General features: G+C 66.1%; 19 protein-coding genes. 13 read left to right on the forward strand and 6 right to left on the reverse strand.

All coding sequences use genetic code 11. From position 1 onward, the window contains the following. Positions 1-8 precede the first annotated feature (8 nt). From P0Y43_RS06515 to gap, 5 genes are all read right to left on the reverse strand, one after another. The gene (locus P0Y43_RS06515) at positions 9-614 is read right to left on the reverse strand and encodes a biliverdin-producing heme oxygenase (protein ID WP_275636470.1); all 606 of its coding nucleotides are present in this window, start codon (positions 612-614) and stop codon (positions 9-11) included. A gap of 198 nt (positions 615-812) precedes the next feature. Next, complete coding sequence (locus tag P0Y43_RS06520; RefSeq protein WP_275636471.1) at positions 813-3,398, reverse strand: TonB-dependent receptor; 2,586 nt, start codon at positions 3,396-3,398, stop codon at positions 813-815. Positions 3,399-3,557: 159 nt separating this feature from the next. Further along, a complete protein-coding gene (locus P0Y43_RS06525; RefSeq protein ID WP_275636472.1) occupies positions 3,558-4,520 on the reverse strand; it encodes a FecR family protein in 963 nt (320 codons plus the stop codon). 91 nt (positions 4,521-4,611) lie between these two features. Next, on the reverse strand, positions 4,612-5,124 hold the full coding sequence (locus tag P0Y43_RS06530) for an RNA polymerase sigma factor (RefSeq protein ID WP_275636473.1): 513 nt from the start codon (positions 5,122-5,124) through the stop codon (positions 4,612-4,614). A gap of 160 nt (positions 5,125-5,284) precedes the next feature. Further along, the gene (gap, locus tag P0Y43_RS06535) at positions 5,285-6,286 is read right to left on the reverse strand and encodes a type I glyceraldehyde-3-phosphate dehydrogenase (RefSeq protein ID WP_275636474.1); all 1,002 of its coding nucleotides are present in this window, start codon (positions 6,284-6,286) and stop codon (positions 5,285-5,287) included. A 268-nt stretch (positions 6,287-6,554) separates the two neighbouring features. Here gap and edd point away from each other — a divergent pair, with 268 nt between their 5' ends. The 11 genes from edd (at position 6,555) to P0Y43_RS06590 (ending at position 19,949) form a co-directional block, all read left to right on the forward strand. Then, a complete protein-coding gene (edd, locus tag P0Y43_RS06540) occupies positions 6,555-8,381 on the forward strand; it encodes a phosphogluconate dehydratase (protein ID WP_275636475.1) in 1,827 nt (608 codons plus the stop codon). Further along, positions 8,378-9,337, forward strand: coding sequence for a glucokinase (locus P0Y43_RS06545; protein ID WP_275636476.1), 960 nt, complete (start codon positions 8,378-8,380; stop codon positions 9,335-9,337). The genes edd and P0Y43_RS06545 overlap by 4 nt, the downstream gene beginning before the upstream one ends. Positions 9,338-9,504: 167 nt before the next feature. Continuing rightward, complete coding sequence (locus tag P0Y43_RS06550; protein WP_430540226.1) at positions 9,505-10,200, forward strand: response regulator; 696 nt, start codon at positions 9,505-9,507, stop codon at positions 10,198-10,200. Continuing rightward, entirely contained in the window at positions 10,184-11,650 is a 1,467-nt protein-coding gene (locus P0Y43_RS06555) for an ATP-binding protein (RefSeq protein WP_275636478.1), read from the forward strand. The genes P0Y43_RS06550 and P0Y43_RS06555 overlap by 17 nt, the downstream gene beginning before the upstream one ends. Positions 11,651-11,870: 220 nt before the next feature. After that, positions 11,871-13,124 carry an AGE family epimerase/isomerase gene (locus P0Y43_RS06560; protein ID WP_275636479.1) on the forward strand — a complete coding sequence of 418 codons (1,254 nt, stop codon included), beginning with the start codon at positions 11,871-11,873 and terminating at the stop codon, positions 13,122-13,124. A 107-nt stretch (positions 13,125-13,231) separates the two neighbouring features. Continuing rightward, entirely contained in the window at positions 13,232-14,518 is a 1,287-nt protein-coding gene (locus P0Y43_RS06565; RefSeq protein ID WP_275636480.1) for an ABC transporter substrate-binding protein, read from the forward strand. A gap of 138 nt (positions 14,519-14,656) precedes the next feature. Further along, complete coding sequence (locus P0Y43_RS06570) at positions 14,657-15,565, forward strand: carbohydrate ABC transporter permease (RefSeq protein ID WP_275636481.1); 909 nt, start codon at positions 14,657-14,659, stop codon at positions 15,563-15,565. Further along, positions 15,558-16,403 (forward strand): carbohydrate ABC transporter permease, encoded by an 846-nt coding sequence (locus tag P0Y43_RS06575; RefSeq protein ID WP_275636482.1) that lies wholly within the window; start codon positions 15,558-15,560, stop codon positions 16,401-16,403. The genes P0Y43_RS06570 and P0Y43_RS06575 overlap by 8 nt, the downstream gene beginning before the upstream one ends. Before the next feature lie 3 nt (positions 16,404-16,406). Next, the gene (locus tag P0Y43_RS06580; protein ID WP_275636483.1) at positions 16,407-17,561 is read left to right on the forward strand and encodes an ABC transporter ATP-binding protein; all 1,155 of its coding nucleotides are present in this window, start codon (positions 16,407-16,409) and stop codon (positions 17,559-17,561) included. A gap of 41 nt (positions 17,562-17,602) precedes the next feature. Then, positions 17,603-18,946 (forward strand): carbohydrate porin, encoded by a 1,344-nt coding sequence (locus P0Y43_RS06585; protein WP_275636484.1) that lies wholly within the window; start codon positions 17,603-17,605, stop codon positions 18,944-18,946. A gap of 148 nt (positions 18,947-19,094) precedes the next feature. Further along, entirely contained in the window at positions 19,095-19,949 is an 855-nt protein-coding gene (locus tag P0Y43_RS06590) for a D-hexose-6-phosphate mutarotase (protein WP_275636485.1), read from the forward strand. Here the strand turns inward: P0Y43_RS06590 and hexR are convergent. Next, positions 19,942-20,805, reverse strand: coding sequence for a DNA-binding transcriptional regulator HexR (hexR, locus tag P0Y43_RS06595; protein WP_275636714.1), 864 nt, complete (start codon positions 20,803-20,805; stop codon positions 19,942-19,944). The genes P0Y43_RS06590 and hexR overlap by 8 nt on opposite strands. Positions 20,806-21,015: 210 nt before the next feature. Here hexR and zwf point away from each other — a divergent pair, with 210 nt between their 5' ends. Together zwf and pgl are read left to right on the forward strand one after the other, a co-directional pair. Next, positions 21,016-22,485, forward strand: coding sequence for a glucose-6-phosphate dehydrogenase (gene zwf, locus P0Y43_RS06600; protein WP_275636486.1), 1,470 nt, complete (start codon positions 21,016-21,018; stop codon positions 22,483-22,485). Continuing rightward, positions 22,472-23,185 carry a 6-phosphogluconolactonase gene (pgl, locus tag P0Y43_RS06605; protein WP_275636487.1) on the forward strand — a complete coding sequence of 238 codons (714 nt, stop codon included), beginning with the start codon at positions 22,472-22,474 and terminating at the stop codon, positions 23,183-23,185. Before zwf ends, pgl begins: the two co-directional genes overlap by 14 nt. Positions 23,186-23,187 lie beyond the last annotated feature (2 nt).

Genomic DNA, 23,187 nt, shown 5'->3' on the forward strand with positions numbered 1-23,187 from the left:
GGTGCGTCTCAGGCCAGCGCGGCATCCGCGGCATAGGCGTGCTTGAGCAGCTCGGTGAAGCGCTCGAAGGCGGCCACCGCGCCACGTTCGGCGGTGGCGTCTTCCTCGGGCGAAAGCTCGAGGCTGTCGAGGATCCGCGTGAATTCCTTCCAGCCTTGGGCGCGGCCGCCTTCCGGCTCGCCCAGGTGACGTGCACCGAAACTGTCGGACAGCTCCAGGGCCACGGCCCGCTTGATCAGGAACGCGGCGCCCAGTTTGGAGCCTTCGGAGACGAAGATCCAGCCCAGTGCCTCACCCAGGCCTGGGTTGCGCAGTGCCCCGTCGACTGGACCGGGGACCTCGGTGTCGAGGTCGGCGAGGTCAAGGCGCGCCTGCTCGGCGCGGCAGCGCGCGGCGAGGTCGGGGACGATGGCGATCAGTGCCGGGTCGTTATAGAGGGCCTGCAGCTCGGACTGGAACAGGTACTGGGCGACGACGAAGCGGGCGAAGCTCTCACGGCTGTCGAACGGCGCGTGGGATTTGACCAGGGCATCGAGCTCGGTGTGCGGGGCGTGGGTGACTTGGTTCAGGCGTTGCGAGCGCAGGGCAGGGCGCTCGGAGGGGTGGCTGGTCATGGGTACATCCTTGGAAAAGGGGGCTGTCTAGTTACAAGACGAAGGAGAAGACGCGGGACCGTAAAAAAACCTCACCTGGGAGGTGATCTCATTTCAGGTTTGCCGGCCTCATCGCGGGGCAAGCCCGCTCCGCCAGGCACACCGCGGTATGCAGAATCAGCGGTGTGCCTGGCGCGGGCTTGCCCCGCGATTGCGGTATCAGATATCCCACACCACATTGATGGCGAAGTTACGCCCCGGCATGGTCAGGCGATCGAGGTTGGCCGGTTGGGTCACGCCCGCCTCGCCCAGGCCGTCGTAGCCGCGCACGTCATCCCACTGCCAGTATTTCTTGTCGGTCAGGTTGTACAGCCCGGCGTTCACCGTCACGTCGTCGGTGACCTTGTAGAAGCCAGTCAGGTCCAGCACGCCGTAACCCGGGGTACGGAACTGCTTGCTGGTGCCGTCGGGGGCGAAGAAGGTGGTGTCGTCGACCCGGTCCTTGCGCTTGACCAGCGTCCAGCTCAGCAACCCGCCATAGCTCGCCTGCTCGTAGCCCAGGCCCATCACCGCGGTCAGCGGGTTGACGCTGTTCAGCGGCTGGCCGTTGTCGTCGTTGCGGCCACGGGCATAGGCCAGCGAGCCCTGGGTGTACAGGCCCTGCGGCGCGCCGAAGTGGTCCAGGTTCAGGCGGCCCTTGAACTCGGCGCCCTTGATGGTGGCGTGCTTGATGTTGTTGGCCTGGAAGGTCGAGCCCAGGTTGGCCGACTGCACGGCGTCTTCGTTGATGAAGTCGCGGTACTTGTTGTAGAACACCGCCACATCGAAGTTGCCGGCCTCGAAGTTGCCGCGCAAGCCGGTCTCGTAGCTCTTGCTCTTCTCCGGTTCCAGGTTCGGGTTCGGCTCGACGCTGTAGCCCAGGGTCGGGTTGTCGAAGCGCCCGTACATGGCCTTCGCGGTCGGGGTGCGGAAGCCTTCGGCGTACTGGCCGTACCCGGTGTAGTTGTCGTTGAAGGCATAGGTCACGCCGAACTTGGGCGAGACGCGGTGCCATTTCTTGTCCGAGTCATCGACACTGCTGGGCGCCGCGCCAGTGCCCTGGATACCGCGCAGGAACTCGGCGGTCATCTTCGGCTCCATGCGCGTGTAGTCGTAGCGCGCCCCTGGCAGGAAGGTCCAGTTGTTCCAGCGGATCTCGTCCTGGGCGAACAGGCTGTAGGTGTCGATGGTCGGGTCGGGGAAGTCGCTGACCAGGACCTGGCCATCGCCCGGGCTGTTCTGGCCGATGGCCCGGCAGCTGCCGCCGACCGCGAGGCAGGTGCCGGTGCCGCTGCGCGAACCGGTGACCTTCTCGTGCTTGAGGGTGGTGCCGTAGGTCAGCAGGTGCTCGGTTTCGCCGAGGCTGAAGGCCTTGTCGAACTGGCCGTCGAACACCCATTGGCGGTCCTTGTAGGTGGTGTCGCGGGTGCGCAGGACGGTGCGGCTGAACGGGAAGTAGACTTCCTCGGTTTCCTGGTCGGTCTTGGCGATCTGGTAGTTCAGGCTCCACTTGACCTTGTCGGCGAGCAGCGAGTCGAGGGCGAACTCGTTGTTGATGCCGAAGCGCTCGCGGGTGACCGTGTCATTGCCGGTGCGGCTGCGATACATGCCCAGGCCGGCGCCGTTGGTGAAGGGGCCGCCGACCGCGCTGAGGATGTTCTGGTCGCGGTCGTCCTTGTAGCGTTCGTAGGTGAAGCCCAGGCGCGCGTCGTCGGCGTAGTTCCAGCCTAGCTTGGCCAGCACGTTGGTGGTGCGCACGTCTTCCGGGTTGGCCTGGGTGCGGGCGAGGCCGTCGCCGCCATGGCCACCGTAGGACTCGGTCTCGTGGCCGTTGCGCTGGCTCAGGTGCAGCAGGCCGTCGAAGTCGCCTTGGCGCCCGGCGACAGTGGCGGACGTCAGCCAGCTCTCGTCGGCGGAGCTGTAGCCGGTCTTCAGGCGCGCGCCGACGTCCTTGCCGGGCTTGATGATGTCTTCGGGGTCGAGGGTGTAGTAGCTCACCGCGCCGCCGATGGCGTTGCTGCCGTACAGCACCGAGGCCGGGCCGCGCAGGATCTCCACGCGCTTGACGATTTCAGGGTCGACGTAGTTGCGCTGGGTCTGGGCGTAGGGGCCGTAGAAGAAGCTGTCGGGGATCGACACGCCATCGACCTGGGTGAGGATGCGCTCGCCGTCGATGCCGCGGATGTTGTAGCCGTTCAGGCCGCTGCGCTGGCCCACGCCACCGACCGAGACGCCGGGCTCGTAGCGCACCAGTGCCTTGATGTCGTTGACGTTCTGCCGGTCCAACTGCTCGCGGGTCTGCACGCTCACGGTGCTGGGCACCTGGCTGACGTCCTGGGCGCTGCGGGTGGCGCTGATGGTCACCTGTTGCAGGGCGATGGCGTTGCCGGCTGCCTGGCGCTCGAGCACCACGTTGCCGTTGCCGATCTTGCGGTAGCCCAGGCCGGTGCCGTGCAGCAGGCGTTGCAGGGCCGCCTCGGGTGCCAGCGAGCCCTGCACGCCGGGCGAGGACACGCCGTCGGCGAGTTCGGCGGAGAAGCCCACCTGCCAGCCGGTGACCTCGGTGAACGCATTGATCGCCGAGACCAGCGGCTGCTGGGCGATGGCGAAGCGGTAGTCGCCCATGCGCGGGCTGCTGGCCTGGGCCGGCTCGGCGGCCAGTGCCGGCAGCGTGCAGGCACCGCTGGCGAGCAGGGCCAGGGTCAGCAACGACAGCTGGCCCATGCGGCGTGAGGTGGGGGACGGGCGGGTTGGACCTGTGGACATCGAAAGCGCTCCCTGTCGCGCGAACTGTTATAGGTGATGACCGTTCTCGTTTTTAAACAAGAATCAGTTGCATTGGCTATAACGAGACGGGTGGGTGCAGGGGATCGCGTAAAAAAAGTTTTGTGGGGGCTTGCCCCGCGATAGGGCCGTGCAGGCCTCTTAGTTGAGAATCACCACCGCCGGGTACTCCTGCAACCGCGCCGAGGTGATGTGCGCCAACGCCCGCAGGGTCTCCAGCGGTTGGTCGAGGCGATAGTTGCCGGTCACCGCCACCTGCTCCAGGCGTTCGTTGCGGCTGATGATCCATCCCGGGTAATAGCGCCGCAGCTCGTCGAGCACCTGGCTCAGCGGGCAGTTCTCGAACACCAGGCGGCCTTCGATCCAGGCCAGTTCCTTGTGCAGGTCGACGCGCTGACGCTGGCCGAACCCTTGCGGCCCGACGCTGATGCTGTCGCCGGCGCTCAGGCGGATGCGCTGGTCGCTGTCGGCCTGCAGGTCGACGTCGCCGCGCTGCACCCGTACCTGGGCCTGGCCATCGAGGTAGCGCACGGCGAAGTTGGTGTCGCGCACCTGGGCGCGCAGCGGTCCGGCATGCACCTCCAGCGGTTGCTGGCTGCCGCCGGGCACCTCGAAGTACGCCTCGCCCTGCAACAGCCGGGCGACCCGGCGGCCTTCGCGCAGGTCGCTGGCGAAGGCCGAGTTGGTGTTGAGCAGCACCTTGGCGCCGTCATCGAGTTGCAGGCGCTGGCGCTCGCCGACCACGGTGAGGTGGTCGGCCTGCAGGCGCACGGGCAGGTTGCCGAAGGTGAACAGCCCGACCAGCAGTACCGCGGCGGTGGCCAGCGGTTTCCAGTGGCGACGCAGGCGCCCGTGCACCGAGCTGCGGCGCTGTTGGTGCAGCGCGCCGGCGACCTGGCGCAGGGAGGCGCCGTTCCACAGGGCCTCGACCTCGACATAGGCCTCTGCGTTGAGCGCATCGGCCCCCAGCCAGGTCTCGAAGGCCTCGGTGTCCGCTGCACTGGCGCATTGCAGGCGGATCAGCCAGTCCTGCGCCTCGTCCATGGCACGGGCGCGGGCGTCAGGCTCGGCGGGCGATGGTGGCGGGACGGGGTGATCGGTCACGGGGGATCCTTGCAGGGCGTTTTTTGCGCATGATCGTGGCTGCGCCGGAGCCTGGCAAGGGTCTTGCCGTGTTCAGGCGGCGAGCGGTCGCTCACTTGAGCCGGTCGGCCACACCCATGCAGATCGCCATGATCAGTTTCAGTTCTTTCTGCACGGTGCTGGCCGACACTTGCAACTGCTCGGCGATCTCCAGGTAGCTGGCGCCGTGCAGGCGGCTGAGGATGAAGATGCGCTGTTGGCGCGAGGTGAGCTGGCCGAGGCTGACGCTCAGGCGCCTGAGCAGTTGCTCGGCATGGGCGGCATCCTCGCTGCTGCCCACGGGGGCGGCGACGTTATGCAGGACTTGCTCGGGCACGTCGTCGACCAGCGTGCGCGACTGCACCCGGCGTGCGCGCAGGTGGTCGAGTGCCAGGTTGCGCGCGGTCTGGAAGACGAACGGCTCGAGGTGTTCGATGGGCCGCTCGCCCAGGGCGCGGGTGACCCGCAGGTAGGTCTCCTGCAACAGGTCTTCGGCCGTGCTGGGGTTGCCGACCATGCGTTGCAGGGTGCGCAGCAGGGTGAGGCGCTGGGTGAGGAAGACTGAGTTGAACCGGGATTGACTCACGGGGAAACCTGGCCGATGAGGGGTGAATGATAATGCTTATCATCCATGGGTCAGGTCAAGGGGATAAATGTCATGAACGGGTAAAGGTGTGTGTCGTTCGTGCGGGCCCTATCGCGAGGCAAGTCGGATCGCGATAGGGCCGGTACCGACCCTGCAATGATCAGCGGGCGTTGAACAACGCCAGGCAGTTATCCAGCATGCGGTTGGAGAAGCCCCACTCGTTGTCGTACCACGCCAGCACCTTGAGCATGCGCCCGTTGGCGCGGGTGTGGTTGGCGTCGAAGATCGACGACAGCGGGTTGTGGTTGAAATCGCACGACACCAGCGGCAGCGCGTTGTAGCCCAGCACCCGAGAATGGCGGCTGGCTTCCAGGAACAGCTGGTTCACTTCCTCGGCGCTGGCTTCGCGCTTGAGGTTGACGGTCAGGTCCACCAGCGACACGTTGATCACCGGCACGCGCACCGCCATGCCGGTCAGCTTGCCGGCCAGCTCCGGCAGCACCAGGCCCACGGCCTCGGCCGCACCGGTCTTGCTCGGGATCATCGACTGGGTGGCCGAGCGCGCGCGATACGGGTCGCTGTGGTAGACGTCGGTGAGCACCTGGTCGTTGGTGTAGGCGTGGATGGTGGTCATCAGGCCCTGCTCGATGCCGAACTCGCGGTGCAGCACCTGGGCGATCGGCGCCAGGCAGTTGGTGGTGCACGAGGCGTTGGAGATGACCTGGTGCGAGGCGCGCAGCACGTCGTGGTTGACCCCGTACACCACGGTGGCGTCGGCGCCCTTGGCCGGCGCCGAGACGATCACCTTGCCGGCCCCGGCGGTGAGGTGCGCGGCGGCCTTGGCGCGGTCGGTGAACAGGCCGGTGCATTCGAACACCACATCGATGCCCAGTGCTTTCCAGGGCAGCTCGGCGGGGTTGCGGATGGCGCTGACGGCGATACGGTCGCCATTGACCGTGAGGCTCTCGTGATCGGCCTCCACGCTGGCTTCGAAGGTGCCATGCACGCTGTCGAACTTGAGCAGGTGGGCGTTCATCGCGCTGTCGCCCAGGTCGTTGATGGCGACGACCTGCAGGTCCTGGCGGTAGCCTTGGGTATACAGTGCGCGCAGTACGTTGCGCCCGATGCGGCCGAATCCATTGATGGCGATGCGAAGGGTCATGACATTACCTCTGGCAGTCCGGGTGAAGCCTGTGGCACAAAAGGTGGCTTCACTGAAACGGTTTTGTTATTGGAATTACAAGATTATTCACTATTGAATAGAAAACAAGCGTTTTTAGTGGCAGTATTTTGTTAAACCTACAACGAGTGGTCGGAACAACCGCCCCAGCGACCCACCCGGCAGCCTTATCCATGAGCCTAGGTGGCAATCGTTTGGAGGGGAAATGCCCGTTTCAGACCACCCTTACCGCTAGCCTGGAGTTCAGTACATGCATCCGCGCATCCTAGAGGTCACCCAACGGCTGATCGAACGCAGCCGCCCGACCCGTGACCGCTACCTGAAGCTCATTCGCGGCGCGGCCAGTGACGGACCGATGCGCGCCAGCCTGCAATGCGCCAACTTCGCCCACGGCGTGGCCGGCTGCGGCAGCCAGGACAAACAGAGCCTGCGCCTGATGAACGCGGCCAACGTGGCCATCGTTTCCGCCTACAACGACATGCTGTCGGCGCACCAGCCGTACCAGCACTTCCCTGAGCAGATCAAACAGGCCCTGCGCGACATTGGCTCGGTCGGCCAGTTCGCGGGGGGGGTGCCGGCCATGTGCGACGGCGTCACCCAGGGCGAGCCCGGCATGGAGCTGGCCATCGCCAGCCGCGAAGTGATCGCCATGTCCACTGCCATCGCCCTGTCGCACAACATGTTCGACGCGGCGCTGATGCTTGGCATCTGCGACAAGATCGTCCCCGGCCTGATGATGGGCGCGCTGCGCTTCGGCCACCTGCCGACCGTGTTCGTGCCGGGCGGGCCGATGCCCTCGGGCATCTCCAACAAGGAAAAAGCCGACGTGCGGCAGCGCTACGCCGAAGGCAAGGCCACCCGCGAGCAGTTGCTGGAATCGGAGATGAAGTCCTACCACAGCCCCGGCACCTGCACCTTCTACGGCACCGCCAACACCAACCAACTGGTGATGGAGGTGATGGGCCTGCACTTGCCGGGCGCCTCGTTCGTCAACCCCTACACCCCGCTGCGCGACGCCCTGACCGCCGAGGCCGCGCGCCAGGTCACGCGCATGACCAAGGCCAGCGGCAGCTTCATGCCGCTGGGCGAGATCGTCGACGAGAAGGCGCTGGTCAACTCCATCGTCGCCCTGCACGCCACTGGCGGCTCGACCAACCACACCCTGCACCTGCCGGCGATCGCCCAGGCCGCGGGCATCCAACTGACCTGGCAGGACATGGCCGACCTCTCCGAGGTGGTGCCGACCCTGTCGAACGTCTACCCGAACGGCAAGGCCGACATCAACCACTTCCAGGCCGCTGGCGGCATGTCGTTCCTGATCCGCGAGCTGCTCGACGCCGGGCTCCTGCACGAGGACGTCAACACCGTCGCCGGCCCCGGCCTGCGCCGCTACACCCAGGAGCCGTTCCTCGAGGACGGCACCCTGGTGTGGCGCGAAGGCCCGTTGCAGAGCCTGGACGAAAACATCCTGCGCCCGGCCTCGCGGCCGTTCTCGGCCGAAGGCGGCCTGCGGGTGATGGAGGGCAACCTCGGCCGCGGCGTGATGAAGGTCTCTGCCGTGGCCCCCGAACACCGGGTGGTCGAGGCGCCGGCGCGGGTGTTCCACGACCAGCAGTCGCTGGCCGATGCCTTCAAGGCCGGCGAGTTGGAGCGCGATTTCGTCGCCGTGGTGCGCTTCCAGGGCCCGCGTTGCAACGGCATGCCCGAGCTGCACAAGCTGACCCCGTTCCTCGGCGTGTTGCAGGATCGCGGCTACAAGGTGGCGTTGGTCACCGACGGGCGCATGTCTGGCGCCTCGGGCAAAGTGCCGGCGGCGATCCACCTATGCCCCGAAGCGCTCGACGGCGGCCCGCTGGCAAAGGTGCGCGACGGTGATATCGTGCGCGTCGACGGCGTCGAAGGCACGCTGCGGGTGATGGTGTCGGCCGAAGAACTGGCCAGCCGTGACCTGCCACCGACTCCCCAGGGCAACGACCTGGGTTGCGGCCGCGAGCTGTTCGGCTTCATGCGCGTGGCGTTCAGCTCGGCCGAGCAGGGCGCCAGCGCCTTTACCTCGGCCCTGGAGAGTTTCGAATGAAGGCCTTGCTGGTCGGCGACATCGGCGGCACCAACGCCCGCTTCGCCCTGTGGCGTGACAACGACCTGCACGCCGTGCAGGTCCTGGCGACGGCGGACTACACCAGCCCGGAGCAGGCCATCGAGGCCTATCTGGACGGGCAGGGCATCGCGCGTGGCGGCGTTTCCGACGTCTGCCTGTCGGTGGCCGGCCCGGTCGATGGCGACGAATTTCGCTTCACCAACAATCATTGGCGCCTGAGCCGCACTGCGTTCTGCCAACGGCTGCAGGTCGAGCGGCTGCTGCTGCTCAATGACTTTTCCGCCATGGCCCTGGGCATGACCCGCCTCAAGGACGGCGAATTCGTCGAGGTCTGCCCCGGGCAGGCCGATCCGTCGCGCCCGGCCTTGGTCATCGGCGCTGGTACCGGCCTGGGCGTCGGCACCCTGCTCAGCCTCGGCGAGCGTCACTGGATGGCCCTGCCGGGCGAGGGCGGCCATGTCGACCTGCCGGTGGGCAATGCCCGCGAGGCGGCGATCCACCAGCAGATCCACGGCGAGATCGGCCACGTCAGCGCCGAGACCATCCTCAGTGGCGGCGGCCTGGTGCGCCTGTACCAGGCGATCTGCGCGCTGGATGGCGACACCCCGCGGCACCAGACGCCGGCGCAGATCACCGACGCTGCCCTGGCCGGCGAGCCGCAGGCACGGGCGGTGATCGAGCAGTTCTGCCGCTTCCTCGGCCGGGTGGCGGGCAACAACGTGCTGACCGTGGGCGCCCGGGCTGGGGTTTATATCGTCGGCGGCGTGGTGCCGCGTTTCGCCGAGCTGTTCGTCAATAGCGGGTTCGCCGCGAGCTTCGCCGACAAGGGCTGCATGAGCGGGTACTTCGCCGGTGTGCCGGTATGGCTGGTGACGGCGGAGTTTTCCGGGTTGCTGGGGGCAGGGGTGGCGTTGCAGCAAGCGTTGGATCACTGAGGGTCGGTTGTGGCCTCGTCGCGGGGCAAGCCCGCGCCTACAGGTTTTTGTAGGCGCGGGCTTGCCCCGTGATGGCGTCAGCGCCGATACAATGGCCACAGCAGGCGGCAAGACCTGCAACCGACCAAAGGGAATTCATTGTGAGCACTGCTGGTAAAACCATCCTGATGGTCGACGACGACCAGGAAATCCGCGAGCTGCTGCAGACCTACCTGAGCCGCTCCGGCTTCCAGGTGCGCGCCGAGGCCGACGGCCAGGGCTTTCGCCAGGCCCTGGACGTCGCGCCCTGCGACCTGGTGATCCTCGACGTGATGCTGCCCGACGAAGACGGTTTCAGCCTGTGCCGCTGGGTGCGCCAGCACCCGCGCCAGTCGCGGGTGCCGATCATCATGCTGACCGCCAGCTCCGACGAGGCCGACCGGGTCATCGGCCTGGAGCTGGGCGCCGACGACTACCTCGGCAAGCCCTTCAGCCCACGCGAATTGCAGGCCCGCATCAAGGCCCTGCTGCGCCGCGCCGAGTTCGGCCACGCGGCACCGGCCAGCGCGGTGCTGGCCTTCGATGACTGGCGCCTGGACACGGTCAGCCACCGGTTGTTCCACCGCGACGGCGAGGAGGTGATCCTCTCCGGCGCCGACTTCGCCCTGCTCAAGCTGTTCCTCGACCACCCCCAGCAGATCCTCGACCGCGACACCATCGGCAATGCCACCCGTGGCCGCGAGCCGATGCCGCTGGACCGCATCGTCGACATGGCGGTCAGCCGCCTGCGCCAACGCCTGCGCGACACCGACAAGCCGCCGCGCCTGATCCGCACCGTGCGCGGCAGCGGCTACATGCTGGCGGCGCATGTCTGCCCGGCCTGAGGAGCGTGGCGCCGAACGGCGTTGGCGCCTGCTGCCGCGCTCGCTGCTCGGGCGCATGCTGCTGCTCACCTTGCTGGTGGTGTTGCTGGCCCAGGGCCTGTCGAGCCTGATCTGGGTCGCGCAACTGCGCGCCAGCCAGTTGCAAGGCCTGCGCGCCAGCGCCAGCAGCCTGGCCCATTCGATGAGCGCCAGCGTCAGCTACTTCCGCTCGCTGCCGGTGGCCTACCGGCCGATGGTGCTCGACCAGCTGCGTAGCATGGGCGGCACGCGCTTCTTCGTCTCGCTCAACGAAAAGCCCCTGGACATGCCGGTGCTGCCGATCACCGCGCGCAAGCAGGCGGTGATCGATGTGTTCCAGCAAGTGCTGCACGAGCGCCTGGGCCAGCAGATGGAAATCTCCGTGGAGTTCGTCAGCCCGGACGACCTGCGCATCTTCAACAGCGGCCTGAAGCTCGATGAGCTGCCGCGCTCCTGGGCGCACTACGCGCTGACCCTGGAGCCGCTCAACCCACCGGTGCTGGTGACGCAGATCCGCCTGGACGAAGGTGAGTGGCTGTACATCGCCTCGCTGATGCCCGAGCCCTACACGGGCCTGGAGCCCGAGCGCCTGCCGCGCCAGCAGATCGGTTTCATCGTGCTGACCACGGCCCTGCTGCTGCTGTTCATCGGCTTGCTGGTGCATTGGCAGAGCTGGCCACTCAAGCGCCTGGCACGGGCCGCGCGCGAGCTGTCGCTGGGCGCGGACGTGGCGCCGGTGGCCGAGGGCGGCGGCAGCGAGGTGGTGGAGGTGGGGCGGGCGTTCAACGCCATGCGCGAGCGCATCAGCCGCTACCTGACCGAGCGCTCGCAACTGTTCAGCGCCATCTCCCACGACCTGCGCACGCCGATCACCCGCCTGCGCCTGCGGGTCGAGCTGTTGGAGGACGAGCGCCTGCAAGCCAAGTTCAGCCGTGACCTCGACGAGCTCGAGCTGCTGGTCAAGGGCGCCTTGCAGTGCGTGAAGGACACCGACATCCACGAGAACATCGAGCCGATCGACCTCAACCAGGTGCTGGAGATTCTCGCCGAGCCGTACCTCGGCGACGGGCGTATCACCCTGGAGGGACGCGCGTTGGCGCCGTACCCCGGCAAGTCGCTGGCGCTGCGCCGCTGTATCGGCAACCTGATCGATAACGCGATCAAGTATGGCGAGCGTGCCCACTTGCGCATCATCGACAGCGCCGACGCCTTCGTGCTGCAGGTCGACGACCAGGGTCCGGGGGTGCCGGAGCAACGCCTGGAGCAGGTGTTCGAGCCGCATTTCCGCCTGGCCGGGCAGCAGCAGGGGTATGGCTTGGGGTTGGGGATCGCGCGCAATATCGCCCATAGCCATGGCGGGGAGGTGAGCTTGCTGAACCTGCGTGAGGGCGGGTTGCGGGTGACCTTGCTCCTGCCGCGGAATATCGATTGATCGGGCCGGTCCCAGCGCGGGGCGAGTCCGCTTCCACAGGTACTGCGCTGTTGTCATGGCGGGTGGTGTCTCTGTGGGGGGGGCTTGCCCGCGATGAGGTCGCTGGAAATGTCACGGGATGGTGACATTCATGCGGGCCTTCGTGACATGCCCGCCAGGCCGGCTGGCTAGAATTCGCTGACGACAGGCACCGGGCCTGTCCCTGGCAAGGATCGAACAGGTGACGAACAGCGTCGAATCACCCTCGGGCCGTTGGCTCGACTCCCCCGTCCATTGCACCTGGCTGACCACCGAGGGCCTGCGCCTGGTGAACTTCGCCAAGGCTGCGCGCCTGCCAGCGGGCTTCGGCAACCTCGACGCGCGGGGCTGCCTGCCTGCCGACGCGATTGCCGAAACCATGAACACCGCGCGCATGACCCACTGTTTCGCCATGGCCCATGTGCAAGGCGTGCCCGGCTGCCTGGGCCTGGTCGAGCACGGTGTCGCGGCCCTGCGCGGGCCCCTGCGCGATGCCGCCCACGGTGGTTGGTTCGCCCGCCCTGAAGGCCAGGGCGACACGGGCAAGGCCGCTTACCTGCATGCCTTCGTCGCCCTGGCCGCAAGCTCGGCCGTGGTGGCTGGCGCGGCGGATGCGCAGGCCTTGCTCGACGACGCCATTGGCATCATCGACCAGCATTTCTGGAGCGAAGAGGAGGGCGCCCTGCGCGAATCCTTCGCCCGCGACTGGCAGCAGCCAGAAGCCTACCGTGGCGCCAACAGCAACATGCACGGCACCGAGGCGTTCCTGGCCCTGGCCGATGTCACCGGCGACAGGCGCTGGTTGGACCGCGCGCTGCGCATCGTCGAGCGGATCATCCACACCCACGCCGCCGCCAACGGTTTCGGCGTGATCGAGCATTTCGACCGCCACTGGCAGCCACTGCCCGACTACAACCACGACAACCCCGCCGACGGCTTCCGCCCCTACGGCACCACGCCGGGCCACGCCTTCGAGTGGGCGCGCCTGGCGCTGCACCTGGAGGCCGCCCGCGAACAGGCCGGCTTGGCCACGCCCGATTGGCTGTTGCCGGCCGCGCGCGGCTTGTTCGACAGTGCCTGCCGCCATGCCTGGCAGGCCGACGGCACCCCTGGCCTGGTCTACACCCTGGGCTGGGACAATCGCCCAGTGGTCCGCGAGCGCCTGCACTGGACCCACGCCGAGGCCTGCGCCACCGCGGCGGCGCTGCTGCGGCGCACGGGCGAGGTGCGGTACGAGCACTGGTACCGGCGCTTCTGGGACTTCATCGACGAGCACTTCATCGACCGCGCCCAGGGCAGTTGGCACCACGAACTGAGCCCGCACAACCAACCCAGCGCGACCATCTGGGGCGGCAAGCCCGATCTCTACCATGCCTACCAGGCCGTGCTCCTGCCGGGTTTGCCATTGGCACCCAGCCTGGCCACCGCGCTGGCCCGCGGCAATGTAACCAAGTGATGACATTCGCGCATCGCTTCGTTACCTGCCCGTGCCTGCGCGCTCATTAGACTTCATGCAACGCAAGCGAACGACTTGCACCGCATAACAACAAGAAAGGTATCCCGATGAATTCCACTCTGCGTCTCGCCGCCGCCATTTCCCTCGCCTCGCTCATGCCCCTCAGCGCCTTCGCCGCCGACTCCAAAGGCAGCGTCGAGGTGGTGCACTGGTGGACCTCCGGTGGCGAGAAAGCCGCCGTCGACGTGCTCAAGGCACAGGTCGAGAAAGATGGCTTCACCTGGAAGGACGGCGCGGTCGCCGGTGGTGGCGGTGCCACCGCCATGACCGTGCTCAAGAGCCGCGCCGTAGCCGGCAACCCGCCAGGTGTCGCCCAGATCAAGGGGCCGGACATCCAGGACTGGGCCTCCACCGGCCTGCTCGACACCGACGTGCTCAAGGATGTGGCCAAGCAGGAGAAATGGGACACCCTGCTCGACAAGAAGGTCGCCGACACCGTGAAGTACGACGGTGACTACGTCGCCGTGCCGGTGAACATCCACCGCATCAACTGGCTGTGGATCAACCCCGAGGTGTTCAAGAAAGCCGGTATCGACAAGGCGCCGACCACCCTCGACGAGTTCTACGCCGCAGGCGACAAGCTCAAGGCCGCCGGCTTCATCGCCCTGGCTCATGGTGGCCAGCCGTGGCAGGACAGCACCGTGTTCGAGAACGTGGTGCTCTCGGTGATGGGCGTGGAGGGCTACACCAAGGCCCTGGTCGATCTGGACGAGAAAGCCCTCACCGGCCCCGAGATGGTCAAGGCGCTGACCGAGTTGAAGAAGGTCGCCACCTACATGGATGTCGATGGCAAGGGCCAGGACTGGAACCTGGAAGCGGCCAAGGTGATCAACGGCAAGGCCGGCATGCAGATCATGGGCGACTGGGCCAAGAGCGAGTGGACCCTGGCCAAGAAGACCGCCGGCAAGGACTACCAGTGCGTGCCGTTCCCGGGCACCGAAAAAGGCTTCCTGTACAACATCGACTCGCTGGCGGTGTTCAAGCAGAAGGACGCCGGCACCACCGCCGGCCAGCAAGACATCGCCAAGCGTGTGCTGGGCGAGGACTTCCAGAAGACCTTCAGCACCAACAAAGGCTCGATCCCGGTGCGCAACGACATGCTCGCCAGCATGGACAAGTACGGTTTCGACAGCTGCGCGCAGACCTCGGCCAAGGACTTCCTGGCTGACGCCAAGTCCGGCGGCCTGCAGCCGAGCATGGCGCACAACATGGCGACCACCCTCGCCGTGCAGGGCGCGTTCTTCGATGTGGTGACCAACTACATCAACGACCCCAAGGCCGACCCGGCCGATGCGGCGAAGAAACTCTCGGCAGCGGTCAAGGCTGCCCAGTAACGGCCCAATCGCGGGGCAAGCCCGCTCCCACGGCTTCGGCGCCATGCGCTGAACCCGTGGGAGGGCCTGACCCCTGTGGGAGCGGGCTCGTCCCGCGCTGCGGTGCATGGCACCGCCCTCGTTTCGGTATCTGAAATCATGACTACGACAACCGCGCAACTGCGGGCCTCACCCCTGGACGCTCTGCAGCGCTGGCTACCGAAGCTGGTGCTGGCGCCGAGCATGTTCATCGTCCTGGTGGGCTTCTACGGCTACATCCTGTGGACCTTCGTCCTCTCGTTCACCACCTCGACCTTCCTGCCCACCTACAAGTGGGCCGGGTTGGCCCAGTACGCCCGTTTGTTCGACAACGACCGCTGGTGGGTGGCGAGCAAGAACCTGCTGCTGTTCGGTGGCCTGTTCATCGGCGTGACCCTGGTGATCGGCGTGCTGCTGGCGGTATTCCTCGACCAGCGCATCCGCCGCGAAGGTGTCATCCGCACCATTTACCTGTACCCCATGGCGCTGTCGATGATCGTCACCGGCACCGCCTGGAAGTGGCTGCTCAACCCCGGCATGGGCCTGGACAAGCTCCTGCGCGACTGGGGCTGGGACGGTTTTCGCTTCGACTGGCTGATCGACCCCGACCGCGTGGTGTACTGCCTGGTGATCGCCGCCGTGTGGCAGGCCTCGGGCTTCATCATGGCGATGTTCCTCGCCGGCCTGCGTGGCGTCGACCAGTCGATCATCCGTGCCGCGCAGATCGATGGCGCGAGCATGCCGAAGATCTACTGGACCGTGGTGCTGCCGAGCCTGCGCCCGGTGTTCTTCAGCTCGCTGATGATCCTCTCGCACATCGCCATCAAGAGCTTCGACCTGGTCGCGGCGATGACCGCTGGCGGCCCCGGCTACTCCTCCGACCTGCCGGCGATGTTCATGTATTCGTTCACCTTCAGTCGCGGCCAGATGGGCATGGGCTCGGCCAGCGCGATCCTGATGCTCGGGGCGATCCTGGCGATCCTCGTGCCGTACCTGTACTCCGAGCTGAGGACCAAGCGCCATGACTAACCCTGTCGACAAACCGGCCCTGAGCCTGAGTCGCATCGCCATCCACGCGGTGTTGCTGGTGGCCGTGCTGCTGTACCTGGTGCCGCTGGTGGTGATGCTGCTGACCAGCTTCAAGACCCCCGAGGACATCAGCACCGGCAACCTGCTGAGCTGGCCGCAGGTGTTCAGCGCCATTGGCTGGGTCAAGGCCTGGGCCACGGTGAGCGGCTACTTCTGGAACTCGATCATGATCACCGTGCCGGCGGTGCTGATCTCCACCGCCATCGGCGCGCTGAACGGCTACGTGCTGTCGATGTGGCGCTTCCGCGGTTCGCAGTTGTTCTTCGGTCTGCTGCTGTTCGGCTGCTTCCTGCCGTTCCAGACCGTGCTGCTGCCGGCCTCGTTCACCCTCGGCAAGCTCGGCCTGGCCAGCACCACCACGGGCCTGGTGCTGGTGCACGTGGTCTACGGCCTGGCCTTCACCACGCTGTTCTTCCGCAACTACTACGTGAGCATACCGGATGCGCTGGTCAAGGCCGCGCGCCTGGATGGCGCCGGGTTCTTCACGATCTTCCGGCGGATCATCCTGCCGATGTCCACGCCGATCATCATGGTCTGCCTGATCTGGCAGTTCACCCAGATCTGGAACGACTTCCTGTTCGGCGTGGTGTTCTCCAGCGGCGATTCGCAACCGATCACCGTGGCCCTGAACAACCTGGTCAACACCAGCACCGGGGCCAAGGAATACAACGTCGACATGGCGGCAGCGATGATCGCCGCACTGCCAACCCTGCTGGTCTATGTGGTCGCAGGCAAGTATTTCGTGCGTGGGCTAACCGCCGGCGCAGTCAAGGGGTAAGTCATGGCAACGCTCGAACTTCGCAATGTAAACAAGACCTACGGCAGCGGCTTGCCGGACACCCTCAAGGACATCCAGCTGGCGATCAAGGACGGCGAGTTCCTGATCCTGGTCGGCCCGTCCGGGTGCGGCAAGTCGACCTTGATGAACTGCATCGCCGGGCTGGAAAGCATCACCGGCGGGGCGATCCTGATCGACGACCAGGACGTCTCCGGCATGAGCCCGAAGGACCGTGACATCGCCATGGTGTTCCAGTCCTACGCGCTGTACCCGACCATGAGCGTGCGCGAGAACATCGAGTTCGGCCTGAAGATCCGCAAGATGCCGCAGTCGGCCATCGACGAGGAAGTGGCGCGGGTGGCCAAGCTGCTGCAGATCGAGCACCTGCTGAGCCGCAAGCCCGGCCAGCTCTCCGGCGGCCAGCAGCAGCGCGTGGCCATGGGCCGGGCGCTGGCGCGGCGGCCGAAGATCTACCTGTTCGACGAGCCACTGTCGAACCTCGACGCCAAGCTGCGTGTGGAAATGCGCACTGAAATGAAGCTGATGCATCAGCGCCTGAAGACCACCACGGTGTACGTGACCCACGACCAGATCGAGGCCATGACCCTGGGCGACAAGGTGGCGGTGATGAAGGACGGCATCATCCAGCAGTTCGGCACCCCGCAGCAGATCTACAACGACCCGGCCAACCAGTTCGTCGCCAGTTTCATCGGCTCGCCGCCGATGAACTTCATCCCGGTGCGCGTCACCCGCCAGGACGGTCGCCTGGTGGCCCTGCTCGACAGTGGCCAGGCGCGTTGCGAGCTGCCGCTGGGCGTGGCCGACGCCAGCCTGGAAGGGCGCGAAGTGATCCTCGGCGTGCGCCCCGAGCAGATCACCCTGGGCGCCGCCGAAGGCAACGGCCTGCCGGCGATCCGCGCCGAGGTGCAGGTCACCGAGCCCACCGGGCCGGACCTGCTGGTGTTCGTCACCCTCAACCAGACCAAGGTCTGCTGCCGCCTGGCCCCCGACGTCGCCTGCCGCGTCGGCGACAGCCTCAACCTGCAGTTCGACCCGGCGAAGGTCCTGCTGTTCGACGCCAGCAGCGGCGAACGCCTGGACCTGGCCGCCTCCGAGCACGTGATCAAGGACAACGTGACGCGCTTCAAGGGACGTTGATTCGTCAAAACCATCGATAACAAAAAAAGAGGAAACAAAGGATGGACCATCGCAAACGCATCCGGACACTGGGTTCGCTGACCCTGCTGGCGCTCGTCGGCAGCAGTGCCGTGCAGGCTGCCGAGGCTTTCTCCAGCGAGTCCAAATGGATGACCGGTGACTGGGGCGGTACCCGTACCGAACTGTTGGAAAAGGGCTACGACTTCACCCTCGACTATGTCGGCGAGGTGGCCGGCAACCTGCACGGCGGCTACAACGACGACAAGACCGCGCGCTACAGCGACCAGTTCGCCCTCGGGGCGCACCTGGACCTGGAGAAGATCCTCGGTTGGAAGGACACCGAGTTCAAGTTGGCGATCACCGAGCGTAGCGGGCGCAACCTGTCCAACGACCGCATCAGCGACCCGCGCGCCGGGCAGTTCAGCTCGGTGCAGGAAGTCTGGGGCCGTGGCCAGACCTGGCGCCTGACGCAGATGTGGGTCAAGCAGAAGTACTTCGATGGCGCGCTGGACGTGAAGGTCGGCCGCTTCGGCGAAGGCGAGGACTTCAACAGCTTCCCTTGCGACTTCCAGAACCTGGCGTTCTGCGGCTCGCAGGTCGGCAACTGGGTCGGGGGCATCTGGTACAACTGGCCGGTCAGCCAGTGGGCGCTGCGCGTGAAGTACAACATCACCCCTGAGGTCTTCGTGCAGGTCGGCGCCTACGAGCAAAACCCGTCGAACCTGGAAACCGGTAACGGCTTCAAGCTCAGCGGCAGTGGCACCAAGGGCGCGATCCTGCCGGTGGAGATGGTCTGGTCGCCGAAGGTCAACGGCCTGCCGGGCGAGTACCGCCTGGGCTACTACTACAGCACCGCCAAGGCCGACGACGTCTACGACGACATCAACGGCAACCCGCAGGCGCTCACTGGCGAGGCGTTCAAGTCGCATTCGAGCAAGCATGGCTGGTGGGTGGTGGCGCAGCAGCAAGTCACCGCGCACAACGGCGATGCCAACCGCGGCCTGAGCCTGTTCGCCAACTTCACCGTGCATGACAAGGCCACCAACGTGGTCGACAACTATCAGCAGGTCGGCCTGGTCTACAAAGGCGCGTTCGATGCGCGGCCCAAGGATGACATCGGTTTCGGCGTCGCGCGTATCCATGTCAACGACGACGTGAAGAAACGTGCCGAACTGCTGAATGCCCAGAGCGGCATCAGCGACTACGACAACCCAGGCTTCGTGCCGCTGCAACGCACCGAATACAACGCCGAACTCTACTACGGCTTCCACGTCACCAACTGGCTGACCGTGCGGCCGAACCTGCAGTACATCAAGAGCCCGGGCGCGGTGGACGACGTGGATAACGCGTTGGTCGCCGGTTTGAAGATTCAGTCTTCCTTCTAAAGCGATTTGTTGTAAATTTACGCCATCCTAGCGACCGCCTTGCGGTCGATCGCGGGGCAAGCCCGCTCCTACAGAGGGTCCAGGTGTTCCCTGTAGGGGCGGGCTTGCCCCGCGATAGCGTCCGAATGACAACAATGAGCGCCAAACCATGCCCGAACATCCGCTCCACCGTTTCTTCAACACGCAGCGGCCCCGGCCGACCTTCGAGTGGGAGCGACACCAGCAGCGTGATGTCCTGGTCATCGACCACCCTCGTTGCCAGGCCGTATTCAGCCGGCAGGGCGCCCAGTTGCTGCACTTCCAGCCCAGCGGCGAACGCCCCTGGCTGTGGTGTGCGGAAACCTGGCCGCAGGTCGGTGCGATTCGCGGCGGTGTGCCGGTGTGCTGGCCCTGGTATGGCCGTCACCCCAGTGAAGACCTCTGGCCGACTCACGGCTGGGCGCGTCTGCTCGACTGGAAACTGGTCGACAGCCACGAAGACGACGAAGGCGTGACCCTGAAATGGCGCCTGCAACTGTGCGACTGGCAAGTCGACCTGCATGCCCGCCTGGGCGCGAGCATGGAACTGAAGCTGTGCACCGAACACCAAGACAGCGAAACCTGCCAACTGAGCCATGCGCTGCTGGCCTACTGGCGTATCAGTGACGTGACGAAGATAGCGCTATCCGGATTGGAGAATGTGGAAGGTTACGACGTCCTCAGCCGGCAGGCCTGTCGCCAGGAGGACGCCTTGATGGTGCAGGGGGGCTGTCAGCGCATCTACCCGCGCACCCCATCGGTGCAGTTGCACGACACCGACTGGCAGCGCGAGCTGCGCATCGACACCAGCGACAGTGACGACACCGTGGTCTGGCACCCGGGCAATCGCCCGTTGATGGGCGTGAGCGGGCGCGAGAGCCAGGGTTTCGTCTGCGTCGAGGCCGCCAGCGGCAGTGGCGAGGGCCTGAGCCTGGCGCCGGGGCAGCGCGCCCACCTGCGCCTACAGGCCCAGCGGCTCAGCTGAGGTCGCTGTCCTCGACCGGGTAGCGGCTGGCGTTGAGGCTTTCCTTGATCTTGCGCAGGTGTGGCTGGAAGTCCACGCCGCGGCGCAGGGTCATGCCGGTGGCCAGCACGTCGAGCACCGTGAGCTGGATGATCCGCGAGGTCATCGGCATGTAGATGTCGGTGTCTTCCGGCAGCGGCAGGTGCAGGCTCAGGCTGCAGGCCTGGGCCAGCGGCGAGCCGGCGGCGGTGATGCCGAGCACCGAGGCGCCGTTTTCCCGGGCCTGGCGCGCCACTTCCACCAGCTCGCGGGTGCGCCCGGTGTAGGAGATGATCACGAACAGGTCGCCGGTGTGCGCCACCGAGGCCAGCATGCGCTGCATCAGCACGTCGGGGTGGGCCGATACCGCCAGGTTGAAGCGGAAGAACTTGTGCTGGGCGTCCATGGCCACGGGCGCCGAGGCACCCAGGCCGAAGAAGTGGATCTGCCGGGCCTGGATCATCATGTCCACGGCGCGGCTGACCTGCTGCGGGTCGATCTGCTGGCAGGCGCTGTCCAGCGAGGCGATGGCGCTGGCGAAGATCTTCTGGGTATAGGCCGCCGGGTCGTCGTCGGCCTCCACCGCGCGGCTCACGTAGGCCGCGCCACTGGCCAGGCTCTGTGCCAATTGCAGCTTGAGCTCGGGGTAGCCGCTGACACCGAACGAGCGGCAGAAGCGGTTGACGGTCGGCTCGCTGACCTTGGCCGCCTGGGCCAGGGCGGCGATGCTGAAGCGGGTGGCCTGTTGCGGATTGACGAGGATGACTTCGGCGACTTTGCGTTCGGCCTTGTTCAGCTCGTCGAGGCGTCCCTGGATCTGTTCCAGGAGGTTTCGCACGCGGTCCATGGTATGTCCTTGGGTCGGAAGACGGCCGGCTGTCGGGGCAGCAGGCTTTTTGCAGGGGTTGTCTATCGTACTGTCGGCGGTGTTGTCCTACCACTTGTCTGTGTGGGTTTTGCTTGATGTTGTGGTTTTTACTACATTTACCTTGAAATGTGTGTTCGAAAACGGTATTCCTTAGCCAACTTTAATAAAAGAACCAACATCATGGCTGCGATCAGTCTCGAACCTTGTACCTTTGCCCTGTTCGGCGCCCTCGGCGACCTGGCATTGCGCAAGCTGTTTCCTGCCCTCTACGAACTCGACCGTGCCGGCCTGCTGCACGCCGACACCCGCCTGCTGGCCCTGGCCCGTGAGCCTGGCAGCGCCGAGCAACACCTGGCGCACATCGAAGCGCAGTTGCGCCGCTTCGTGCCCGCTGCGGACATCGACGCCCAGGCCCTGCAACGCTTCCTCGCCCGCCTGAACTACCTGCACCTGGACTTCCTCGACGCCGACGGCTACCAAGCCCTGGCCGAGCACGCCGGTGAAGGGCTGCCGCTGATCGCCTATTTCGCCACGGCGGCGGCGGTGTACGGCGGCATCTGCGAGAACCTCGACAAGGTCGGCCTGGCTGCGCGCACCCGCGTGGTGCTGGAGAAGCCCATCGGCCATGACCTGGAGTCTTCGCGCCGGGTCAACGACGCGGTGGCGCGGTTCTTCCCCGAGAATCGCGTTTACCGCATCGACCATTACCTGGGCAAGGAGACGGTGCAGAACCTCATCGCCCTGCGTTTCGCCAACAGCCTGTTCGAAACCCAGTGGAACCAGAACTCCATCTCCCACGTGGAGATCACCGTCGCCGAGAAGGTCGGCATCGAAGGCCGCTGGGGCTACTTCGACAAGGCCGGCCAGCTGCGCGACATGATCCAGAACCACCTGTTGCAGCTGCTGTGCCTGATCGCCATGGACCCGCCGAGCGACCTGTCCGCCGACAGCATCCGCGACGAGAAGGTCAAAGTGCTCAAGGCGCTGGCGCCGATCACCGGCGAGGGCCTGAGCACCCGCGTGGTGCGCGGCCAGTACATCGCCGGCTACAGCGACGGCAACCCGGTGCCGGGCTACCTGGAGGAAGACAACGCCAACGCCCAGAGCGACACCGAGACCTTCGTCGCCCTGCGTGCCGACATTCGCAACTGGCGCTGGTCGGGCGTGCCGTTCTACCTGCGCACCGGCAAGCGCATGCCGCAGAAACTGTCGCAGATCGTCATCCACTTCAAGGAAACCCCGCACTACATCTTCGCCCCGGAACAGCGTTTGCAGATCGGCAACAAGCTGATCATCCGCCTGCAACCGGACGAAGGCATCTCGCTGCGGGTGATGACCAAGGAGCAGGGCCTGGACAAGGGCATGCAACTGCGCAGTGGCCCGCTGCAACTGAATTTTTCCGACACCTGGCGCAGCGCGCGGATTCCGGATGCCTACGAGCGCTTGCTGCTGGAAGTGATGCGCGGCAACCAGAACCTGTTCGTGCGCAAAGACGAGATCGAGTACGCCTGGGCCTGGTGCGACCAGCTGATCGCTGGCTGGAAGAACGCCGGCGATGCGCCCAAGCCTTATGCGGCCGGGTCCTGGGGCCCAATGAGCTCGATTGCACTGATCACCCGCGACGGGAGGGCATGGTATGGCGATATCTGAACTGCAACTGCCGGGCAGCGTGAAGGCCCATGAGCTGGCCGACGGCAAGGCCCTGGCAGCGACCCTGGCGCATGACGTGGCCGAACGCCTGCGCACGGCCATCGCCGCCAAGGGCCAGGCCTGCCTGGTGCTGTCGGGCGGGCGCAGCCCGGTGCCGTTCCTCGAGCAGTTGTCCAGCCAGGCGCTGGACTGGTCGAAGGTCATCGTCAGCCTGGCCGACGAGCGCTGGGTGCCGCTGGAGCATGCCGACAGCAACGCCGGCCTGCTGGCCCGTCACCTGTTCAAGCATCACGCTGCCAAGGCCCGTTTCCTCGGCCTGTACCACAACGCCGCGAACCTTGAGGCGGCCGCCGAGCTGGCCGACCGGGCCTTGGCCGAGTTGCCGCCGATCGATGTGCTGGTATTGGGCATGGGCGACGACGGGCACACCGCCTCGTTGTTCCCGTCCAGCCCCAACCTCGACCAAGGCCTGGACCCACGCAGCCCACGCCGTTGCCTGCCATTGCTGGCGCCGAGCGTGCCGCGCCAGCGCCTGTCGATGACCCGCTCGCTGCTCGCCAGTGCCGGCTTCATCGCCTTGGCGGTGCAAGGCCCGGGCAAACTCGCTACCCTGCGCGCCGCGCTGGCGGCCGACGACCTGACGGAAATGCCGATTCGCGCCTTTCTTCACGACCCCCTGGACATCTACTGGTGCCCATGAGC

The organism is Pseudomonas entomophila (assembly GCF_029193575.1).
In the GTDB taxonomy this organism is placed as follows: domain Bacteria; phylum Pseudomonadota; class Gammaproteobacteria; order Pseudomonadales; family Pseudomonadaceae; genus Aquipseudomonas; species Aquipseudomonas entomophila_G.

Bases quoted from the DNA above. Each gene is read 5' to 3' on its own strand.
- P0Y43_RS06520 (WP_275636471.1), bottom strand. From the start codon at position 3,398: ATGTCCACAGGTCCAACCCGCCCGTCCCCCACCTCACGCCGCATGGGC.
- P0Y43_RS06515 (WP_275636470.1), bottom strand. From the start codon at position 614: ATGACCAGCCACCCCTCCGAGCGCCCTGCCCTGCGCTCGCAACGCCTG.
- P0Y43_RS06555 (WP_275636478.1), top strand. From the start codon at position 10,184: ATGTCTGCCCGGCCTGAGGAGCGTGGCGCCGAACGGCGTTGGCGCCTG.
- P0Y43_RS06550 (WP_430540226.1), top strand. From the start codon at position 9,505: ATGGTCGACGACGACCAGGAAATCCGCGAGCTGCTGCAGACCTACCTG.
- gap (WP_275636474.1), bottom strand. From the start codon at position 6,286: ATGACCCTTCGCATCGCCATCAATGGATTCGGCCGCATCGGGCGCAAC.
- P0Y43_RS06565 (WP_275636480.1), top strand. From the start codon at position 13,232: ATGAATTCCACTCTGCGTCTCGCCGCCGCCATTTCCCTCGCCTCGCTC.
- P0Y43_RS06585 (WP_275636484.1), top strand. From the start codon at position 17,603: ATGGACCATCGCAAACGCATCCGGACACTGGGTTCGCTGACCCTGCTG.
- P0Y43_RS06575 (WP_275636482.1), top strand. From the start codon at position 15,558: ATGACTAACCCTGTCGACAAACCGGCCCTGAGCCTGAGTCGCATCGCC.
- zwf (WP_275636486.1), top strand. From the start codon at position 21,016: ATGGCTGCGATCAGTCTCGAACCTTGTACCTTTGCCCTGTTCGGCGCC.
- edd (WP_275636475.1), top strand. From the start codon at position 6,555: ATGCATCCGCGCATCCTAGAGGTCACCCAACGGCTGATCGAACGCAGC.
- P0Y43_RS06570 (WP_275636481.1), top strand. From the start codon at position 14,657: ATGACTACGACAACCGCGCAACTGCGGGCCTCACCCCTGGACGCTCTG.
- pgl (WP_275636487.1), top strand. From the start codon at position 22,472: ATGGCGATATCTGAACTGCAACTGCCGGGCAGCGTGAAGGCCCATGAG.
- P0Y43_RS06580 (WP_275636483.1), top strand. From the start codon at position 16,407: ATGGCAACGCTCGAACTTCGCAATGTAAACAAGACCTACGGCAGCGGC.
- P0Y43_RS06545 (WP_275636476.1), top strand. From the start codon at position 8,378: ATGAAGGCCTTGCTGGTCGGCGACATCGGCGGCACCAACGCCCGCTTC.
- P0Y43_RS06590 (WP_275636485.1), top strand. From the start codon at position 19,095: ATGCCCGAACATCCGCTCCACCGTTTCTTCAACACGCAGCGGCCCCGG.